Origin of the sequence: Microcoleus sp. D3_18a_C4 (assembly GCF_036702415.1) — a bacterium.
GTDB lineage: Bacteria > Cyanobacteriota > Cyanobacteriia > Cyanobacteriales > Microcoleaceae > Microcoleus.
This window is the reverse complement of the sequence record NZ_JAUBTI010000009.1, coordinates 32,853-54,216: the sequence shown is the minus strand read 5'-3', so window position 1 is coordinate 54,216 and position 21,364 is coordinate 32,853. Positions and strand designations below refer to the sequence as shown.

The following is a 21,364-nucleotide window of genomic DNA, read 5'->3' as shown; positions in this document are numbered from 1 at the left end:
GGTTCACCAAGATATTGAATAGAAACGAGAAAATCTGTAAACCCGCCCTGGCCTTTAATCGCGGTCAATCGATCGGACATGATATCAAATCCAAAAAATTATGAGTTTTGAGTTAATTATAACTTTTCAGTTAACAACTCAAAACTCACAAGTTTTCAACAAGTAGAGATGCACCCGAAACCTGTTATTTTATAATTATCTCTACCTATAGGCTGATGTGTAGCGAGATTTTGATAATTAACACACTGGTCAAACACATCACACTTTCGAGCAAACTATTAAACACAAAAAACTTCCCGAATTGGCAAGTTCTACTTGTAACGAGTTCCCAAAAAATGTAACTGTAGGCCCGCGATCTCAACCCCGATAGTTATCAGTAATCACCAACTCTTTAATCGAAAATTAATCGAAAATCGAAAATCGAAAATCGAAAATGGTATTAACTCCCCTAAAGGGAGTGGCTGCCACCTCTTTAATCGACAATTTTTACCCAACCGCGGCGAACGTTGTACAGCAGTCGGTTGATGATGGCATACTCATCTTCATTGAGTGTTCTTTCTAAGAGTGCCGATCTGAGCTGTCTCCGGTCGTGGCGAGTCACGACGCTGGAGAACATGACCTGACCAAATAACTCTTCGAGTGTCATTTGGGATACTGACATGATAAACCTCCTAGTTGATTGAGACAGATAAAATTTTAACAGGCTTGTTGTATTTTTATTATCCACTCTGGGAGGGACTTCAAAGGCGATCGAAAACATTGACACGGTGTGATTTTTTGGTTAAAAATCTGTGACCGAGACTTTGATGCCCAGTGACTTGGATCTCTTAAATTGGTGATGCTTGTCACGGAAGTCAGAAGTCAGAAGTCAGAAGTCAGAAGTAAGAGGGAAAAAGACCCTTGCAGCGCGATCGCCCTCAAAAACTCTCCATCTCGTCCTGACGGCTTCTCAACCTTATTTTCCCCTATGCCAATTTTCCAGCTAATTGAGGCATCGGTCAATAGTCGCCACAACCGACTCAGCCAAATCTTTCAGCGCGTAACCCCCCTCCAAACCAAAAGCTATGCGGCGGGTGAGTTGCAGGCAGTATCCGGTGAAAGTACCGAAATCTGACGGCATCAGAGTCATGCTCGCCAGCGGATCGGACGCAGTAGCGTCATAACCGGCGCTGACAATCAACAAATCCGGTTCAAATTTGGACAAAAAAGGCACGACAAGAGATTCAAAGGCGCTCAGGTATTCAGCTATGCCACTGCCGGGATAGAGGGGAATGTTCAGCACGTTGTCGTAGGCACCGCGCTCCTCGGCATCTCCCGTTCCCGGATAGCACGGAGATTGGTGCAGGGAACAGTAGGCAATTTGCCTGCAGTTTTCCACCAAAGATTGAGTGCCGTTGCCGTGGTGTACGTCCCAGTCGAGGACAGCGACGCGGTTGATTCCCGGCTGTTCCAGGGCGTAGTGAGCGGCGATCGCAGCATTGGAAAACAAGCAAAAACCCATCGCGCGGGCGTTTTCGGCGTGGTGTCCCGGCGGCCTGGCCAGCACAAAAGCCGGTTCCCCCGCAGCCAGCACTCGATCGACCCCATCGAGCCAAGCACTCGCCGCTAGCAGCGCTACGTCGTAACTTTCAGCAGAAATCGGCGTATCGCCGTCGAGGTAGCCGCCTCCCCGATGAGCCAAATGTTCGACTTCTTTGATGTATCTTTGCGAGTGAACTTTTTTGATAGCCGAGAACAGTTGTTGTTCGCGCTGCGCCACTGGGGTGGGCAGTTGCCACTCAATTTGATCCGCCCAAGGAGCAGCTTTCAGAGCGTTGACGATCGCCGTTAAACGTTCTGGTCGCTCTGGGTGAAGCATTCCAGTCTTGTGCAGCAAGAAATCTTCGGAGTAGATGACGGGTAGCATCGGCTGATTTTAGATTTTAGATTTTAGATTTTAGATTTTTAGTTGGCTTTAAGAATGCCTTCGGTTTTGTGAAATTAAAATTTCGATCGAGTAACCATTTTAATTTCTTATATGGTCGTCAAACAAACTCACGAAAGCATGAAAAGCGACCGCCTAAAAAAAACTTTCTAGCTTTTGCCAACTGCTGACAAAATCACCAACTGACAAATTATCAATTGTGCTTGTTTCGTCCCTTAATTTTTCTGGCAACTTTCCCATAAATTCCAAGGCAAATTGTGATATAATTTCAGGAGTAATTTGCAATATTTGGCAGCTCTACTGAATCCAAACCGATTTTATCGCATTTTTGAGATTTATAGCGGTCAAAGTTAAATTTTTAACGGAGTTTTTCAACCTATGAGCACCTCTGAGTCGCGGATAATCCCGACGGATCTGGGTAATGAGATGTCGCGATCGTACTTGGAATACGCCATGAGCGTAATTGTCGGTCGGGCGCTACCAGATGCCAGGGACGGTCTCAAGCCCGTTCACCGACGCATTCTCTACGCCATGAACGAATTGGGCTTGACTCCCGATCGACCTTTCCGCAAATGCGCCCGCGTCGTGGGGGAGGTGCTGGGCAAGTATCACCCGCACGGAGATACAGCGGTTTACGACGCCCTGGTGCGGATGGCTCAGGATTTCTCCATGCGGGAACGCCTGATCAACGGCCACGGCAACTTCGGCTCCGTTGACAACGACCCGCCCGCTGCCATGCGGTACACCGAATGTCGCCTCACAGCTTTGACTAGCGACTCCATGCTGCGCGACATCGACTCGGAAACAGTTGATTTCGGCGACAACTTCGACGGTTCCCAGCAAGAACCCCTCGTACTCCCGGCACGCATCCCCCAAATTTTGCTCAACGGTTCCTCCGGGATTGCTGTAGGGATGGCCACCAACATTCCGCCGCACAATTTAGGCGAAATAATTGACGGTTTAGTAGCACTAATTCACAATCCAGCAATTACTGACCTGGAATTGATGCAGTACATCCCCGGCCCGGACTTTCCCACCGGAGGGCAAATTCTGGGTAGAGGCGGCATTCGCGATGCTTACACCACCGGGCGCGGTTCGATTACAATGCGCGGAGTCGCCGGCATTGAAACCATCGAACATCCCGGTCGCCCCGACAAAGAAGCAATTATTATCACCGAATTGCCTTACCAAACAAACAAGGCAGCCCTAATTGAGAAAATTGCCGAACTTGTCAACGACAAAAGATTAGATGGAATTTCCGACATTCGCGACGAAAGCGACAGAGACGGAATGCGGATCGTGATCGAACTCAAGCGCGACGCCTATCCCCGCGTTGTCCTCAACAACCTCTACAAACAAACACCCCTCCAAGCCAACTTTGGAGCCAATATGTTAGCGCTAGTAAATGGGGAACCCCAACTACTTACGCTCTCCCAATTCCTCAATGTCTTCCTAGACTTCCGCATTGAGACAATTACTCGCCGGACTCAATATGAGCTCCGCAAAGCAGAAGAACGCGACCACCTTCTGCAAGGCTTATTGATTGCCCTAGACAACTTAGATGCAATTATTCACTTAATTCGCGCCGCTGCCGACTCCGCAGCAGCCAAACAAGAATTGATGGATAATTACGGTCTTTCCGAACAGCAATCCGACGCAATTCTGCAAATGCAGCTCCGGCGTTTGACAGCATTAGAAGCGCAAAAAATTCAGCAAGAACACGAAGAACTGCGAGCTAAAATCGCCGATTTGGAAGATATCTTAGCGCGCCGGGAACGCATCTTAGAAATCGCCGAATTTGAAGCAGTCGAAATCCAAACCAAAATCGCCACTCCTAGGCGCAGCGTCATCGAACACGCCGAAGGAGAAATCGATGAAAGAGATTTAATTGCCAACGAACAAGCAATTATTCTGATTACAGAGCAAGGCTACATCAAGCGGATGCCGGTCAGCACTTTCGAGGCCCAAAGTCGCGCTACTCGCGGCAAAGCAGGCGCGAAAATGAAAGAAGACGATGGAGTAGAACATTTCCTTTCCTGCTGCGATCACGATAGCGTTTTGTTCTTCAGCGACAGGGGCGTAGTTTACTCTCTCAAAGCTTATCAAATTCCCGTCTGTTCCCGGACTGCCCGCGGCACTCCCGTGGTACAACTGCTGCCGATTCCTATAGAAGAAAAAATCACTTCTATGGTATCAGTCACAGAATTTACCAGCGAAGAATACTTGGTAATGCTGACTCGTAACGGCTACATCAAGAAAACCGCACTTTCCGCTTTTGGCAACATCCGCACTAATGGATTAATCGCGATTTCTCTAGAAGAAGGCGACCAACTGCGCTGGGTACGGAGAGCAAAAGTGGGTGACAGCATCATCATCGGTACGCGCCAAGGCATGGCAATTCATTTCCGCACCAATCACGAACAGTTGCGCCCAGTCGGCCGCGCGACGCGGGGTGTAAAATCAATGAAATTGCGATCGGGCGATGAGTTGATCAGCATGGACATTTTGCCTAGTTCAATTGTTGCCGAAATTGCTGAATTGGAAACTGAAGACTCGGAATTTGAGGGAGCTAATCTTGCTCAATTAGAAACGGGAGACTCGGAATTTGAAGGGGCAGAAATTGCTGAAGTGGAAACTGAAGATGCAGAATTGGAAGACGAAGAATTAGAACTGCAAGCCGACGAAATTGAAGGCGAAGATGCCGAAGAAATTTCGACAGTTAGCAGCGAAGTTCCTTCGGTGTTGGTAATCACCACCAACGGCTACGGCAAGCGGGTTCCTGTTTCTCAATTCCGCCTGCAAAGACGGGCTGGCAAGGGATTGACGGCTACTAAATTCAAATCTAAAAAGGGTAAGGATCAGGTAGCAGCGCTGCGAATTGTCAACGAAGATGACGAATTGATGATCGTTACCAACCGAGGTATTATTATCCGTCAGGCTGTGAGTGCAATTTCCACCCAATCGCGCACAGCAACGGGTGTGCGGGTGCAGCGGTTAGATGAGGATGATTCGATCGTAGCTGTGGCTTTAGTGCCGCCTGCTGGTGAAGAATCGGCGGAAGAATCGGAATCTGAGGAAGTGGCAGAATAGTCCTAGGTTAATAGTTTGTAAGGTGCGCGCTGCGTACCTTACTGCTGAATGGTAAAAATGCGATCGGCTATTCCCGGTTTCTGCATCCAAGACCGGTCAAAATTTAATACTAATTCTGAAAATATATCTTTAGCGACACTGCAATTCCCTATCCGGCGCTTGAATCGTTGACAATCGATCCGATAGTTGCTATAGCATAATATACAGCGTATTCCAGGTTTATTAAATGTAGGGACACTCCAAAAGCCCATTGGTGTCAACTTAAGCCGAAAGCCTTGAGAAATCTCGTTTTTACCCCAGTCTAGATCCCCCTAAATCCCCCTTAAGAAGGGGGACTTTGAGAAGCCTCCTGTCCCCCCCTTCTTAAGGGGGGCTAGGGGGGATCTAGATTTAATGGTCTTGCCAGCAGTCTCTGGCTGGGTTTGACCTGGTTGTTGACACAAATGGGCTCTTGGAGTGTCCCTACGGGGAGCTAACGATCGCGCGGTGTACTTCATAAATGTGGAATCTGCTGTAAGAATAAAGTTAATAGCAAAAGTCTGTAAAAATGCCTTATTTAACAGCAGCAAACGACATCAAAGCACTCATCGCTAAATTTGCCCAAGCTAAAATCCTGTGGGTTGACACAGAAATAGCAGACTATAAATCCAACCCCAGATTATCTCTAATTCAGGTGTTAGCTGACTCCACAGATTCGAGTGGAGATGGTACTTTTCTACTAGATGTCTTGGATAAACCTGAATTGGCCAAAGATTTCATCAACCAAATCATGGTAAATCCAGATATCGAAAAAGTTTTGCACAACGCCAGCTATGACATCCGATTTCTAGGCAATGACGACGCTCAAAATGTCACTTGCACATTCAAAATGGCGAGCAAGATTCCCACTTACATTCTGCCGTTACCTAACCGACAACTCAAAACTTTAATAGAAACACTTTGCGGCATTGCTTATGTAGATAAAACAGAACAAAGCGGCGATTGGGCAAAGCGTCCCCTCACCCAAAAGCAGCTAGAATATGCCAAGATGGACGCGGTTTATTTAGCTGGAGTGCATGGCCGCCTGCTAGAAATCCTTGCCCAATGTTACCCCGAACCCGCAACGGAAAACTTAACAGCATTGGGCGAAAAATATCAGGAAATAGAATCTCAGTGGAAGCCGCTAGATTCAGAAATCGCTGAAGTTAAAGAACGATTTAAAGCAGGGATGATGGCCCAAAATCTCAAAGATAGTTCTTATTTTCAGCTTGCCAGTTCGATAACGATGAAAGTTGATTTTATGACGCTGGCCAGACTGACGCAAACTGAGGGAATTGAGTTGAATTTTCCGGTGACGCTGACGAAAGAAATTCAAAAACAGTTAGGACAACTCATCGCTGATCCATCTTTGGAAGTGGAGGATATTGCTAGTTGGCGGTTAAATTCTAATGTACAGCAACGGCGGAAATATACTAAAAAAATTGCGCCGGAACCGGAGAGTGAGGATTTAACAGTATTGGGGAAAAGGTATCAAGAAATTTTGCCTGAATGGAAGTTACTGGATTCAGAAGTTGAGCATTTGAAAGAGCGAATTAAAAAAGCAATGTTGGTGCAAAATAAGAGAAATACTCCCGATTTTAAGTTATCCAGTTCCTCAATTTTGAAGGTAGATTTTGCTAGATTGGCAAAACTTGCGCTATCTGTGGGGGTTGAGTTAGATTTTATGGTGACGCTGACTCAATACATCCAAAAGCGTTTAGGGGAAGCGATTAACAAAATTGATGTGCAAATTGAGTATATTACCAGTTGGCGGATGACGGCTAAGACTGTGGAAGATGAAGATGAGGAAATTCCGTTTTAAATTATACCATGTCCGATCGATCGCGCATAATACATAGGCCGGGGCGGGTTTTTGAGATTGTCGGTTTTTAGCAAATATTGTTGGTGAACCCGCCCCTACAGGAATCAGGGTAATTGACCGGACATAATATCCTGTCAAATCTGGTGAATTACCCGTAATAAAAAGTGTTTGTAGTGAGGACTGAAGTCCTCTGATTTTTAGGATGACTTCAGTCTTCACTACAAACCTTACACATTCACCCTAATTCCTACTTCCCTACCGTGAAATACTCATTTTTAGCATACACGCTAATAATGCAGTCTCCCACTTCAAAAAACATCCCCTCTTGCTCATCCTTAGAAAATTGCAAGTTGCCGTATTTAGAATTAATTTCCTCAGCAGTCGCCGCTTTAGCCTCCATTTCATCCGGGATAAGTCCGGTAGAACCGATATAGAAAACCAGCGGTGAAACTTTTTCGCGGTACACTTTTTCAGCATAAGCTTCCAGTCGCTCATTCGCATTAGCTAAAGCAGCGACAAATTCGTCTCGCTTGACATCTTCTCCCTGCCATTTCGCTTGCAAAAGGCGCAGCAAACTATCTGCACCCACTTTGGCTAAAGTAGCGCTAACAATTCCGTTATCCTCCAACCCCAAAAACTCATCGAAAATCAGTTTCATCAAGTCGTCAACTTTGGTAATTTTTGTTCGGGATGACAGCGTTTTGTGGGCGAAGACAACAGGCTCATCTAAAGTGATGTCAAATGTCGGTTTTGCTAGCTTTTCGCCCGTGTTTTTGTGGTAAACTTCATAAAGGCGATCGAGAAATTTGTTGGCCGAGTGCAATTTGCCGAAGTTGAGAATGTTTTTGCTGCCGATGTCGATTTTGTAGCTGACTCGCGAATCTACTGAACCGTTGGCGATCGCACTTTTTAAATCTGTGTATTCCGTCGTCGTCGGAAAGTTGATGTAAAGGTTTTTTGACAGATAATGCTGTTTCAATTCTTCCAATTGTTCCGCTGTGTAAGCCTCGGATTCCTCCTTCAAATGAGCCGAAAGAATGCTAGAGAGAATTTTGATTTCTGCGAGTTCCTCAAACACTCCGTCAAGGCTGCCGTAACGCCCGTCAAAAGGCACTAGGGGCAAATTATCTAACTTTATATCGTACTCTGAACGGAAGTCAAATTCTTGCACAGGCGAACCGTCTTTTTCCAGGACACCTAATTTGTTGAGCAAATCAAACACTGCTTTGCTGCTGATTTTGGTTCGCAGCGACTTAATATTAACTTCCCCGTCGCTGACAATGGTATAATTGTTGAAACTATTGAGGTCTGTAACTAGAATTCCCGCCACTTCGGCGATTAAAGTTTCATCCTCAACTTTTACCAACTTCGCTTTTCGGGTAATCAGCATATTGATGGTAGCGGTATTTTGATTGATGGCAAATGAACCCATTTGCACGTATTCGCCACCATCTAAGAATTCAGTTTTCAGCCAAGGCTTGATAAGGTTGCCGTTTTCGTCTCGCTTTCCCTCAATTCGCTTCAAACCTTTTCGCTGATAATTTTCTTGCAAGTGTTTCAAGTTGATGATGATGCTGTTGCTGTTTTCCTCTAAAATCTTGATTAACTCCAGCAGGGAAATTTTCTCGCTGACTTTTACCCGATCGCCAATTACATGATTTTTCAACACATCAGGCGCAAAAACAACCTCTTCCAAATCTTCCGTAAACTCGGCTATTTGGGCATTTGTCAAAGCTTTCGCGTGTTTTTCCGTCAAAGTAGCGTCGAAGGTACTCACCAGCGCATACTTAGCCGTATTTAAATTGCCGTCAGCGAGGTTAGCTTTCGCAAAAGCAAACACCGACTCATCAGTTTGAGCAACGGGAACATCTAATTTGTCATACTCATCTTTGGCGACTTTCTGATATTTGTAAAACAATCCGCGATCGTCTGCTTTCAGCCCGCAGATTTTCAGCGTGCTCGATGAACCGTTGATTTTCTGGCCACTTTTGGAAACAAAAACTTGATAATCATATTCCTTAATTAAGGGTTCTTCCAGCGCAGGTGCAACGGAACTGCCTAACAGTTTTGTGCTGTCGTAAAGAGCATCATAAACCATTTTGACTTCGCCAGCGCGGATGCAATTTCCCGATAATGTGTTGGCGATTTTGGAGAGCAATTTGAAGTCAGCAGAGGCATAGGAGATCGTGTTGGCAAACACATCCATGTCTTTGAGTTCTTCGCAAATTTCCCCTAGTTTGGCAGCTTCGGAATTGGCACTTGGGTCATTTGCATAGCCGTCTGTGTGCAAATTGATCGCTGTCATTTCTCCCCCTTTAATCAGAGATTTAGCGAGTTGCATCGACTGCGATATGCAGGTAGATCCAGCAGTGTGGATTTTTTGAATTTCTTTGATGTATGGAGAGTCAAACTTCAGCACTTCTTGAATCGGAATTCGCTGGAAGTGACAAATTACGTCCCGATTGCTAGCATAGGAAATCAGGCTGACAATTAGCTCGTAATTGTTGTATTCGTCTAAGGTCAAAAGCTTGATTAAGGTTTCTTTCAGCGGTTCTAAGGCATAATACATTGAGCCGGAACGGTCGATGATGATGATGCTGTGAGCGACGGATTTTTCTGGGATATCACCGGGCTTTCTTTCTAAATTAATGCGATCGACTAGATAGAATGCCTTGGCGTTTCCGGCAAAATTGTAGAGGGTAAACTTGGTGCGAGTATTGGAGGCTGCTTGGCTGCTGGAACGTTTGACTTGAGATGATTGTTTTGCTTGCCGTGCCATAGTTTTCACCTATGTTGACTTATTCCTCAACTTAATCATGACACGCGCTTCTGGGGATGTCAAGGCCTGTGTGGAAAATTATCTGCGAGGCTGAATAAGCATTAATATTTAGCGCTGCGGTGCAAGGGAAAACTGCGGCGGTAGGCTAAAGGTAAATACAATTCAGTTAAGCTCGATCCCCCCTAGCCCCCCTTAAAAAGGGGAGTAGGGGGTGGGACAAGAACTTATTCAAAGTCAACCCCTACTCCCCTTCTTAAGGGGGATTTAGGGGGATCTCCGAGGAATAAATATTTTTAACTGAACGGTATTGGGCTAAAGGTGGGCTTTTTTGGCAAAAGTAGCGGATCTGCGTAAATATTTAGTAAATATTGAGTCCATCATGCTTTATTTAGAAAATCCGCTGCTCAAACTTTATATAAATCTGATCGGATGGGTGGCGTTCGGATTCATTCTCGGTCGCCTGCTACCGAGAAGCTATTCTACATATTTAGCCAAGTTTCTTTTCTTCTTTGGGACGCCATTGAGCATTGTTGCTTTTATCCGCCGCGCCAATTTGTCGGGCGCTATTTGGATGACGCCGCTGATAGCTTGGGCGGCAATGCTAGCAGGTGGAGGACTCGCTGGGATTTTGATAAATTTCGGTGTCGGCGAGGAACGTTTCAAGAGTCTTAATCCGATCGCCCAAAATAGCCCGGAAGAAAACACCGCTTGGAGTTTGCCCACTCAAGGCAGCTTCTTATTGGCAACGATGGTTGGCAATACGGGTTTTTTAGGCATTCCCGTCAGCTTGTCCTTATTGGGTTCGGAACACTTTGCCTGGGCGTTGTTTTACGACTTGCTAGGCACTGGCATGGCAATTAATATAGTGGGAGTTGCTATTGCTTCTCACTGCGGTAAAAGCGATCGCCGTCAGAGTTGGTTAACTCCCCTGCGGGCAATTTTTAGGAATCCGGCATTGTGGGCTTTTGGTTTAGGATTTGTCTCGCGCAGCTTGCCGCTGTCGGCACCAATCGAAGAATTGTTAACAACAGGTGCTTGGACTATAATTACTTTATCTTTAATTACGATCGGGATGCAGTTGAGCAAGTTGAATTCCTTGCACAACCTCAAACAAGTTTTGGCTTGTCTGGCGATTAAAATGCTGTTAATTCCCTTGGTAATTGGCACGGGATTAACGTTTTTTGGCATCGGGGGCGCGCCGCGACTTGTGCTCGTGCTGCAAATGGCAATGCCTCCTGCTTTTGGTACTACATTGCTGGCCGAAGCTTTCAATCTCGATCGCGAATTAGCGGTAACTGCGATCGGCCTCGGCTGCGTTAGTTTATTATTCACTATTCCCCTATGGATGAGGCTATTTAATTTTTAATAAAAATACGAATTGCTCAGCTTGAAAAGTTTCTTACTTCAGTGATCCCCATCACAAAGATTGAACGATATATCGCCTTTATCAGTAACATGAGGTGTTCTCCGATCTAGGGCTCCGTGGGCCTAGGCCTCCGTGGGCATAGGGCATACCTCACTAGATTGAAAACTGCTCTATCTCATATTGATTTAAAATAACAATCACGGGAGTTGGAAACTGTATTGGCTTCTGCTAATGTGGAAATAGCCCGTGGAGGACGGGAAGAATAGAAGTATGGCAAGTATAAATTTTACATTGACAGGTTATCAAATTCTCGATCGCATTTACTCAGGAACTCGCACCCTAGTTTATCGAGCTTTTCGCACTAACGATAAACAGCCCGTCGCCATCAAAGTCTTGCGGAACGAGTATCCCAGCTTCAGCGAACTGGTGCAATTTCGCAATCAGTACACGATCGCCAAAAACCTCAACTTGCCCGGAATCATCGAAACCTACAGCTTGGAAACCTACCACAACAGCTATGCGTTGGTAATGGAAGACTTTGGGGGAATTTCTCTGAAGGAATGGACGGAAAAAGGGGAAACTCGGCCGTCTCTGATGGAGTTTTTGCAAGTAGGTATCGACCTGAGCAATATATTAGATATACTCTACCGCCACCGGATAATTCACAAAGACATTAAACCCGCCAATATTTTAATTCATCCCCAAACAAAACAAGTCAAACTCATAGACTTTAGTATTGCATCTTTGTTGCCCAGGGAAACTCAAACCCTGATGAACCCTAACGTACTGGAAGGAACACTGGGTTATTTGTCTCCCGAACAAACGGGAAGGATGAATCGCGGCATTGACTACCGCACTGACTTTTACTCTTTGGGCGTGACTTTTTACGAAGTGCTGGCGGGACAATTGCCGTTTCAATCCAACGATGTGATGGAATTAGTACACTGTCATATTGCCAAGCAACCACCATCATTGCATGAAATTAATCCTGAAATCCCGCCCGTACTTTCGGAGATTGTCAGCAAATTAATGGGGAAAAATGCCGAAGACCGCTATCAGAGTGCATTGGGGCTGAAATTCGATTTAGAATGTTGTTTGGAGCAACTTGAAGAAAACGGTAGGATAAAGAGTTTTGCGATCGCCCAGAGGGATGTGGGCGATCGATTCATTATACCCGAAAAACTCTACGGTCGCGAAACAGAAGTAGAAACCCTACTCGAAGCCTTCGATCGCGTCAGTAGTGGCACAACTGAAATGATGCTAGTAGCTGGTTTTTCTGGGATTGGGAAAACTGCAATTGTAAATGAAGTTCAAAAACCAATTGTCCGCCAGCGCGGCTATTTTATCAAAGGCAAATTCGACCAATTTAACCGAAACATTCCTTTCTCAGCTTTTGTGCAAGCATTTCGAGACTTAATGAAACAATTGTTGAGCGAAAGTGACGAGGAGTTGAAAAAATGGCAAACTCAAATATTGCAAGCACTGGGCGAGAACGGACAAGTCATTATTGAAGTAATTCCCGAACTCGAAAGAATTATTGGGAAACAAGCACCCGCACTAGAATTATCAGGAACGGCGGCCCAAAATCGGTGGGATTTGCTGTTTCAAAATTTTATTAAGGTGTTCACAAAACCAGAACATTCCCTGGTGATGTTTTTGGATGACTTGCAGTGGGCCGATTCCGCCTCCCTGCGGTTAATGCAACTGCTGGTTTCCGAGTCAGCAACCGGCTATTTATTAGTAATTGGTGCCTACCGAGATAATGAAGTATTTGCAGCACATCCGTTGATGCTGACACTGGATGCAGCGGTAAAAGGTGGGGCAACGGTGGATACTATTACGCTGGAACCGTTGAGTTCAGAAAGTCTAAATCATTTGGTTGCTGATACGCTCAATTGCGATCGATCTTGGGCAAGACCTTTGGCTGATTTGGCGGCACAAAAAACCCAAGGAAATCCCTTTTTTGCAACGCAGTTTCTCAAAGCACTGCATCAGGATGGGCTGATTGAGTTTGACCGGCTTGCTGGTTACTGGCAGTGCGATATTGTGCGAGTTCGGGAGGCAGCGCTGACGGATGATGTGGTCGAGTTTATGGCGTTGCAGTTGCAAAAATTGCCGCCAGCGACTCAGAATGTGTTGAAGTTGGCGGCTTGTGTTGGGAATCAGTTTGATTTGGGGACTTTGGCAGTTGTTTCCGAGCAATTGGAAACGGAAACGGCGGCGGATTTGTGGAAGGCTTTGCAAGAGGGGTTAATCCTGCCTGAAAGTGAAATATACAAGTTTTATATGGGGCGAGAAAGACGGGAGGAGACCGAAAATTCGGAGGTGGCGAATTACAAGTTTTTGCACGATCGCGTTCAGCAAGCCGCCTATTCTTTAATTCCCGAACAAGAGCGATCGCGCGTTCACTATCAGATTGGACAATTGCTGATCCAGCAAATTTCACCCGCAGCTATAGAAGAGCAAATTTTTTCACTTGTCAATCAGTTGAATTATGGTATTGCGCTGATTGAAGACCAAACAGAACGGGACTATCTGGCACAACTCAACCTCACGGCTTGCCGCAAAGCCAGAGCCGCTACTGCTTATCAAGCTGCTCGCGAGTATGCTGCGATCGGGCTAAATTTGCTTGGAGAGAGCGCTTGGCAACGACAGTACGAGATGACCTTGAACTTGCACGACATAGCCGCAGAAGTGGCTTCACTCTGTGGTGATTTTGACCAGATGAATCAGTGGGTTAACACTGTGATTCATCATACCAGAATTCCCCTAGAGCGAGTGAGCGTTTACATCGTCAAAATTCAGGCATTATCGTCCCAGAACAAGTTTTTAGAAGCAATTGCTATCGGTTTGTTGAGTCTCAAAGAATTAGGAGTTGAATTGCCCGATCGCCCTACATCAGAAGATATTCAGCAAGCAGTGCAGGAAATTAATAGCTCGATCGGCGATCGACCTATTGAAGAGTTATTCGATCTGCCAGCGATGGTGGATGCCCAAAAGCTGGCTGCGATGCAAGTGGCGGCAAGTATTGGCACAGCTTGTTATCTGGTCGGTTCGTCTTTGTTTGCGCTGGTGACTGCCTTACAGGTAAATTTATCAAAAATTTGGGTTTAAAACCCTGTCCTTCTAGGACGGCTTTAATTTCTTAAAACTTCTTTCAACAAGTCCAGTAAGTTCCTATATTTGTGATATACTATAAAAGTCAAGGTTTAATTCCTTTACCATCGTGAAACAGTTAAGACACACTTTTAGGTATAAACCGGGGGACGCAGAGCAGCGAAAACTCTTTAAACAGCTAGAGGTTGAATTAAACCTTAAACCAGTTAAAACAAACTATTCTTTTAGGATTGTTAAGTAGGGTAGGGCATACCCAAACTCTAGGTAAATATCCTAGTACGCTTTTGGAGATAGACCCGCTGGGGTGGCTGCGAATCAGGCTCGTTAATTGGTAGTTTTCTACGGTTAAAAGGTCTGAATATTGCCGAAAGGACGCAACACTTAAAGGTTAGTCGCTGAATTAAGAATCCTCGCACTTTTAGGTCGGGGAGTGTCAAATTTCTATGACTCACTCATAGCCCTGGCCACTCCTGAGTCCGAGACGGAGTTAGAAACGCAGGGGCAACGAGTTCAGGAAAATCAAAGGAAGTTGCAGCATTGGGCAGAACACGCCCCCATGAATTATTTGCATAAGTGGCAGTTGGTAGAAGCAGAGAAATACCGAGTTGCCAGACAGAGGGCAGAAGCTATTGAAATGTACGATCGCGCTATTTCTGGAGCGCAAGAAAACAAATACATCCAAGAAGAAGCTCTCGCTAACGAACTAGCAGCTAAATTCTACCTCGACTGGGGCAAAGAAAAAGTGGCGCAAGCCTATATGCAAGATGCCTACTACTGTTACGAGCGGTGGGGTGCGAAAGCCAAAATCGATGAGTTAGAAAAACGCTATCCCCAACTTCTTTCTCCACTATTGCAGGCAAGAGAAAATCGTTGTGTAATTTGCGAAACCAGCCTCCACCCAATCAATAAATCGTCAATTTTACCTCAAAGATTCCCAACAATTCTATCGAGCAGCAACAGTATTTACGAAACCCTGGATTTCGCGGCTATTCTCAAAGCCTCCCAAACTCTCTCAAGTGAAATTCAATTAGAAAAATTGCTGGCTGCGCTGATGTGTGTGGTGATGGAAAATGCCGGGGCAAAAAAAGCAGTTCTCCTGTTGCTTAAGGATGGGAATCTCGCGATCGAAGCTGTAGCCTCCTTCCATCAAGATGTCATCTCAATATCTGTACCGCTGTCAGCCAGCGACGAGGTTCCCGCTGCTGTGGTCAACTATGTTAAGCGGACTTGGAAAACTGTCGTTTTGGATAATGCAGCAGTACAAAACGATTTTATTGCCGATCAGTATTGGGTGCAGAAAAAGCCGAAAAGTGTGCTGTGCGCGCCAATTTTAAATCAGGGTAAATTAATCGGGTTGCTATATCTAGAAAATAACTTGACAATTGGTGCATTTACAGAAGAGCGCACTGATGTCATCCAACTTTTGTGCGCCCAAGCGGCTATCTCTATAGAAAATGCCCGCTTGTACCAACAATCTCAAACTTATGCACAAGAATTAGAGCGATCGCTCCTTGATTTGCAGCAAGCACAGTTACAGATCGTGCAAAGCGAAAAAATGTCCACCCTGGGCAATCTCGTCACAGGAATAGCCCACGAAATCAATAATCCTGTCGGCTTTATTAGCGGCAATATTGAGGAAGCAACCACCACGATCAAAGATGTGATTGGCCATTTAAAATTATATCAAGAAAAACTGCCAAATCCTGGCGAGGAAATCGAACAAGATGCTGAGGATATTGATTTAGAGTATGCCTTAGAAGATTTGCCAAAGATGCTGTTGTCGATGAAAGTGGGGTGCGATCGCATTCGCGGCATTAGCACCAGCCTCCGCACCTTCTCCAGAGCCGATAAAGACTACAAAGTTCCCTTTAACATCCATGAGGGCCTTGACAGCACAATCTTAATTTTGAAACATCGGCTGAAAGCCAACGAACACCATCCTGCGATCGAAGTCGTCACAGACTACGGCAATCTCCCCCCAATCGAATGCTTTCCCGGTCAACTTAACCAAGTCTTTATGAACCTGCTTGCTAACGCGATCGATGCCCTAGAAGAATCAAACCAAGGACGCAGTTTCGAGGATATTAAAGCAAATCCACACTGTATCACTATTCGTACCAGTCTGTCGGGCGATCGGCACATCAAAATTCAGATTGCCGATAACGGTGCGGGCATGACAGAATCAGTGAAACAGCGTATTTTTGACCATTTGTTCACAACGAAGGCAGTAGGAAAAGGCACTGGGTTAGGATTGGCGATCGCCCGCCAGATTGTAGTCGAAACCCACGGCGGAACAATTAATGTCAATTCTACTTTGGGGGGAGGGAGTGAATTTGAGATAGTGTTACCTATTAGCGCATAAAAGTTGACTGTTGACTGATGACTGTTGACTGTTGACTGTTGACTGTTAACTGTTAACTGTTAACTAATGACTAATGACTAATGACTAATGACTAATGACTAATGACTAATGACTAATGACTAATGACTAATGACTAATGACTAATCGGGCATTATACCAGCCCCGATCGCAACGGCGGACACGGGCAAAACTTCCAGCGCCCCTGCGCCAGATTGCCAAAATCTCAATTATGCTAACCTAGGCAAGCAGCAATCCCTTGTCACGAAGGCGATTAACCTAATTTCAAACAATTTATTTTATTGAGGACCGGTGTATCCCGTATGACAAACCTGATCGGCACAGACAGCAACGACTTTATTCTAGGGACTCCGCTGGGCGATCGAATTCGCGGCTTAGATGGCGATGACACGCCTCTGGGTGCGGGAGGAGATGACACCCTAGAGGGCGACGGCGGCAACGACCAGCTTCTTGGAGGTGACGGAGCAGATTCGCTGATTGGCGGTGAAGGAAATGACGAACTTATTGGCAACCAAGGCCGCGATTCTGCTTCCGGCGGCAACGGCGACGACTCGATTCGCGGCGGTTTGGGCAACGACATCCTCGACGGCAACGACGGGATAGACAGCGTGTTGGGAGATGCAGGGGACGACTTAGTTAGTGGGAACGCAGGCTTTGATGTGATTGCCGGCGGTACTGGCAACGACACCCTCACAGGGAATGACGGGGACGATTCCGTGTTCGGGAATGCTGATGACGACTTTCTCTACGGGAATTTTGGGAACGATTCTCTCAACGGCGGTAGCGGCAGGGATCAACTGTTGGGCGGTGAGGGCAACGATTACTTGAGTGCCGGCGACGGCGACGACACTTTGTACGGCAATGCCGACAACGATTCGCTCTTCGGAGACGCTGGTAATGACCAGATATTCGGGGGCAAGGCTGACGATACAGTTTTTGGCGGCACCGGTTCGGATACCCTTCGCGGCGATGAAGCCGACGACTCGGTACTGGGAGATGAAGGCAATGACTTCCTGTTTGGCGGCAAAGGTAATGATGGTATCGACGGCGGTTTTGGCGATGACTCCTTGGCAGGAGGTATCGGCGACGATACCATTTTGGGCAGTTTCGGCAATGACAATTTATTTGGGGCAGAGGGTAATGATTCTTTAATCGGGGGCGAGGGTTCGGATACTCTGACTGGCGGCAGCGGCAGCGATGTCTTTGGATTGGGAGCCGGGCCTGGCAGTTTGGGTTTAATTACTGATTACAATGACACAGAGGATTTCTTTGGACTGCCGAGCAATTTATCTTTCGCTCAACTGCAAGTTCGGCAAGGTAACGGTGCAAATGTCAGGGATACAGTAATTACGACGCTCGACGGCAAGCTTTTAGCAATTTTGATCGACACTCCGGCGGCGCTGATCGAGGCGAATGATTTTATCGCTGTGACTGGGACGGCTACTCCCAGACCAACTAGGACTACAGTTACAACCACAGTTACAACCACAACTACAGATATAACTGGGGCTGCAACTGCGGCTGCAACTGATGCTCCAACTCCAACTCCGCCTCCGACTCCAACTCCGCCTCCGACTCCAACTCCTCCTCCAACTCCAACTCCAACTCCGACTCCAACTCCAACTCCAACTCCAACTCCAACTCCAACTCCAACTCCAACTCCAACTCCAACTCCAACTCCCACAGCCGCACCGACGCCGACTCCCACCGCAGCACCGACTCCGACTCCCACAGCAGCACCGACTCCGACTCCAACGCCGACTGCTTCGAGGATTCCGATTCCGCCGACAGTTAGCGTGCCTGATTCGCCTCTGCTATCAATTAGTTCGATCCCCCCGACGCGGACTCCCGGACTATTGCCAATGCCGGGCCAGACGCCGATATTCCCGACGGTGCCGAACCCGATACCCTTAGCTCCTACACCTTTGGGGTTCTAGGCGCGATCGCGCAGCTCAGTGATGAGTTATGAGTTAATGTAAAACTCACTAAACTCATAACTCAAAACTATTTCACGTCGTGGGGAGTTTCTGCCGAGTCTTGTGGCGACTCGGCTGGAGAATCTTCTAGAGGAGATAATTGTTGGCTGTACCCCAAGAGCGATCGAAGTTTCATGCGGTGGATGTAAGGCCAGCCGCCATTGGCTTCAATATTCCTGAGCAGTTTGTAAAGTGCTTGGCGGTTGTCGGGAAAAGACGCTTGAAACAAACCGTCCCGAATTTCCCGGTGCGAAGCTTCCAGCCTCCGCAGCAGGGCCAAAAGCAGCAGACTGTCTCCCTGACAACTTTCGGCTAAAGTCCGAATCGCCTCTGTCAGCGATTGCATTTGAGACTGCAACTTTTCTGACTCTAAATCTTTGCCGTTGTCCATACTGCTGCTTCCTTTGAAATCTACAAGGCCTTTGTCCCCAGCCTTTTGGTCAATCGACTAATCGAGCTAGTCGCGATCGCCATTCGGGGCCATAAGCAAAGTAACTTAAGTAGGTTGACTTAAGCAATATTAATTTGCAGTCCAAGTCAGGAAAAGAGCACAACCCGTCGTACCATGTGTATTGGGCTGCGATCCGAACCTTTGAGAAATCATAAGTTCATGCTTATTTTCACGGCGCACTAGCTTGATTTTTTGAGTCAATGCCGGTCTCGGTGAAGCGAGCGATCTGGATCTAAATGCTGCCCTAAGCGCTGGCCTAGCCTGCCGGCGGGCAATTATATTTTGCTCGAACTAGGGCTTTTTCTTAATATAATCCGATGTTGGATATTGAGGTTTGCAATGAAATATCGTGCTTTAATTGTTGCACTTTTAGCATTTTGCATGAGTGCGCTGGTTGCTTGTTCTTCTGCTCCTGACACGGTGGCGACTACTGAGTTGCTTACCTACGACGAGATTAGAGGTACTGGCTTGGCTAATAACTGCCCTAGCTTGGCAGAAACTTCTCGGGGATCGATCCCCATCGAAGCTGGTGCCACCTATAAACTGACTGGTTTGTGTTTGCAGCCCACAACTTATTTTGTGAAGGAAGAACCAGCAAACAAACGCCAAGAAGCGGAATTTGTGCCTGGTAAATTGCTGACACGGTTCACGTCGAGCATTGACCAAGTTCAAGGTACGCTCAAGGTCGGTACTGACGGAACTCTGACTTTCACAGAAGAAGACGGCTTGGATTTTCAAGCTATTACGATTCAGTTACCGGGCGGAGAGCAAGTACCTTTCTTGTTTACCATTAAACAGCTAGTGGCCAGTTCCGAACCGGGAGTGGTTGCTATCAATACTTCCACCGATTTGAGAGGGGAGTTTAACGTTCCTTCTTACCGCAGCGCAGGCTTTTTAGACCCTAAAGCTCGCGGGGTAGCGACTGGCTATGACAATGCTGTAGCGCTTCCGGCTACTGACAATTCCAAACGTGTGCGGGCTAATGTTAAGGTTGCTGACACCCGCACCAAGGCGGGCAAAATTTCTCTCCAAGTTGCTAAAGTCAACAGCGCCACTGGCGAAGTTGGCGGGATTTTTGAGAGCACGCAGCCTTCTGATACTGATTTGGGAGCTAGACCGGCTCTGGACGTGAAAATTCGGGGTTTGTTTTACGCTCGCATTGAGCCTTCTGTCTCGTAAAAGTGGCTTTCTGGATCGATCGAACTTGAGCAGTTTCTGGTACTAAAGGTACTGCTCGCTCTTCATTAGCCAACAGTCTTGAGCAATATAACTTAGGACTGTTGACTAATGACTAAATGTATGATTGAATTGTGGTGATTCGCAAGTTATGAATTTGGGATTTTTAATTAATTAAAGTATTGTATTCACAGCGTTTTCAGCTTATAATATATTTTTCAAAAAAGCTGCTTAAATTGGGTATTCGGTCGAAGGCCTTCTACCTGGTAAAAGTCTGCCTGATGCCGAAAAACTTCGGAGAATCCCGCTAAATCCGTTCAGGTACCGAAAACTCAACTGGTGTGTCCGCTATCACACCGATTAAGTGCTAGGATTACACTACCTAAAAGTGAATTTTTTTAGACTAGATTAGAAGCTAGATCTAAAGCAACCTCAGTCCTCTGCTCTACCAACCCTTATGTCACCATGTCTACCACACTGCCGAACGAGCTAAAAAGCGAAAATTTCCAATTGTTGCGCGAGTACCAAATTTCTGGATCGAATGAAATCCGCAATCAGTTAGTTAAACTGAATATTGGACTGGTCAGAAAAGAAGTTTACCACTGGATCAACCAGTGCGGTGAAAGCTACGACGATTTGCTGCAAGTCGGATGTATTGGGTTGATCAGGGCGATCGAGCGGTTTGATATCGCCAAGGGACACGCTTTTAGTTCCTTTGCAATTCCCTACATACGGGGCGAAATTCAACACTACTTGCGCGACAAAAGCCCTTCTGTGCGATTTCCCCGCCACTGGCAGTCCCTGGAACGCAAATCTGTAGCCACGATTAAGGATTTGCAGGTGCAGTTAAACCGCAAACCTACGGATGCTGAAGTAGCAGCAGCCCTTGAGGTTTCTGTACAAGAATGGCAAGAAATTAAGTTGGCCCATCTCAACAGATCGCCTCTGAGTTTGGACGCGCCGATGCAAGATGAAGATGAGGGGGCGACTTGTCTGGGAGAATTGGTGCCCGATAGCAAGTATCGGAGTTTTCAGTTGGCGCAAGAGGATCAAATCCGCGTACAGCAAGCTTTGGCGATGTTGGAACAACGGACTCGCGAGATATTGGAGTTTGTTTTTCTCTACGATTTGACCCAGAAAGAAACGGCTGAACGCTTGGGTATCAGTGCGGTGACTGTTTCTCGGCGAGTTAAGAAGGGGCTGGATTTGCTCAAAGAGATTATGACTAAACAGCTTTAGTTATTAGTCAGTTGTTGGTTGTCAGT

Annotated in this window: 10 protein-coding genes and 2 pseudogenes; 8 read left to right on the top strand and 4 right to left on the bottom strand. The window is 46.4% G+C overall.

Translation table 11 applies throughout. From position 1 onward, the window contains the following. Nucleotides 1-472: 472 nt before the first annotated feature. Together QUB16_RS07105 and QUB16_RS07100 are read right to left on the bottom strand one after the other, a co-directional pair. On the bottom strand, nt 473-661 hold the full coding sequence (locus QUB16_RS07105) for a hypothetical protein (RefSeq protein ID WP_015175516.1): 189 nt from the start codon (nt 659-661) through the stop codon (nt 473-475). 321 nt (nt 662-982) lie between these two features. After that, nucleotides 983-1,906, bottom strand: a complete 924-nt coding sequence (locus tag QUB16_RS07100) for a histone deacetylase (RefSeq protein ID WP_333315134.1) — start codon at nt 1,904-1,906, stop codon at nt 983-985. A gap of 396 nt (nt 1,907-2,302) precedes the next feature. On the opposite strand from QUB16_RS07100, the gene gyrA reads away from it, so the two are divergent. Next, nucleotides 2,303-5,014 carry a DNA gyrase subunit A gene (gyrA, locus tag QUB16_RS07095; protein WP_333315132.1) on the top strand — a complete coding sequence of 904 codons (2,712 nt, stop codon included), beginning with the start codon at nt 2,303-2,305 and terminating at the stop codon, nt 5,012-5,014. A 547-nt stretch (nt 5,015-5,561) separates the two neighbouring features. Next, nucleotides 5,562-6,854: a ribonuclease D gene (locus tag QUB16_RS07090; RefSeq protein ID WP_333315130.1), complete on the top strand. Its 1,293-nt coding sequence runs from the start codon at nt 5,562-5,564 to the stop codon at nt 6,852-6,854. A 247-nt stretch (nt 6,855-7,101) separates the two neighbouring features. On the opposite strand, the gene QUB16_RS07085 is transcribed toward QUB16_RS07090, so the two are convergent. Then, the gene (locus tag QUB16_RS07085) at nt 7,102-9,633 is read right to left on the bottom strand and encodes a VWA domain-containing protein (RefSeq protein ID WP_333315128.1); all 2,532 of its coding nucleotides are present in this window, start codon (nt 9,631-9,633) and stop codon (nt 7,102-7,104) included. A gap of 379 nt (nt 9,634-10,012) precedes the next feature. On the opposite strand from QUB16_RS07085, the gene QUB16_RS07080 reads away from it, so the two are divergent. The 4 genes and pseudogenes from QUB16_RS07080 (at nt 10,013) to QUB16_RS07065 (ending at nt 18,433) form a co-directional block, all read left to right on the top strand. Beyond that, on the top strand, nt 10,013-10,999 hold the full coding sequence (locus QUB16_RS07080; RefSeq protein WP_333315126.1) for an AEC family transporter: 987 nt from the start codon (nt 10,013-10,015) through the stop codon (nt 10,997-10,999). A gap of 270 nt (nt 11,000-11,269) precedes the next feature. Next, a pseudogene (locus QUB16_RS07075) lies at nt 11,270-14,098 on the top strand (ATP-binding protein); the annotation flags it as partial. A gap of 457 nt (nt 14,099-14,555) precedes the next feature. Further along, nucleotides 14,556-16,478 (top strand): annotated as a pseudogene (locus QUB16_RS07070) (ATP-binding protein); the annotation flags it as partial. Nucleotides 16,479-16,798: 320 nt separating this feature from the next. Continuing rightward, on the top strand, nt 16,799-18,433 hold the full coding sequence (locus QUB16_RS07065) for a calcium-binding protein (RefSeq protein ID WP_333315120.1): 1,635 nt from the start codon (nt 16,799-16,801) through the stop codon (nt 18,431-18,433). A gap of 67 nt (nt 18,434-18,500) precedes the next feature. Here QUB16_RS07065 and QUB16_RS07060 read toward each other — a convergent pair whose 3' ends face one another. Continuing rightward, nucleotides 18,501-18,863, bottom strand: a complete 363-nt coding sequence (locus QUB16_RS07060; protein ID WP_333315119.1) for a hypothetical protein — start codon at nt 18,861-18,863, stop codon at nt 18,501-18,503. A gap of 399 nt (nt 18,864-19,262) precedes the next feature. Here QUB16_RS07060 and QUB16_RS07055 point away from each other — a divergent pair, with 399 nt between their 5' ends. Continuing rightward, nucleotides 19,263-20,102 carry a photosystem II manganese-stabilizing polypeptide gene (locus tag QUB16_RS07055; RefSeq protein WP_333315118.1) on the top strand — a complete coding sequence of 280 codons (840 nt, stop codon included), beginning with the start codon at nt 19,263-19,265 and terminating at the stop codon, nt 20,100-20,102. Nucleotides 20,103-20,564: 462 nt separating this feature from the next. After that, nucleotides 20,565-21,338 carry an RNA polymerase sigma factor SigF gene (locus QUB16_RS07050; RefSeq protein WP_333315117.1) on the top strand — a complete coding sequence of 258 codons (774 nt, stop codon included), beginning with the start codon at nt 20,565-20,567 and terminating at the stop codon, nt 21,336-21,338. Nucleotides 21,339-21,364: the final 26 nt, after the last annotated feature.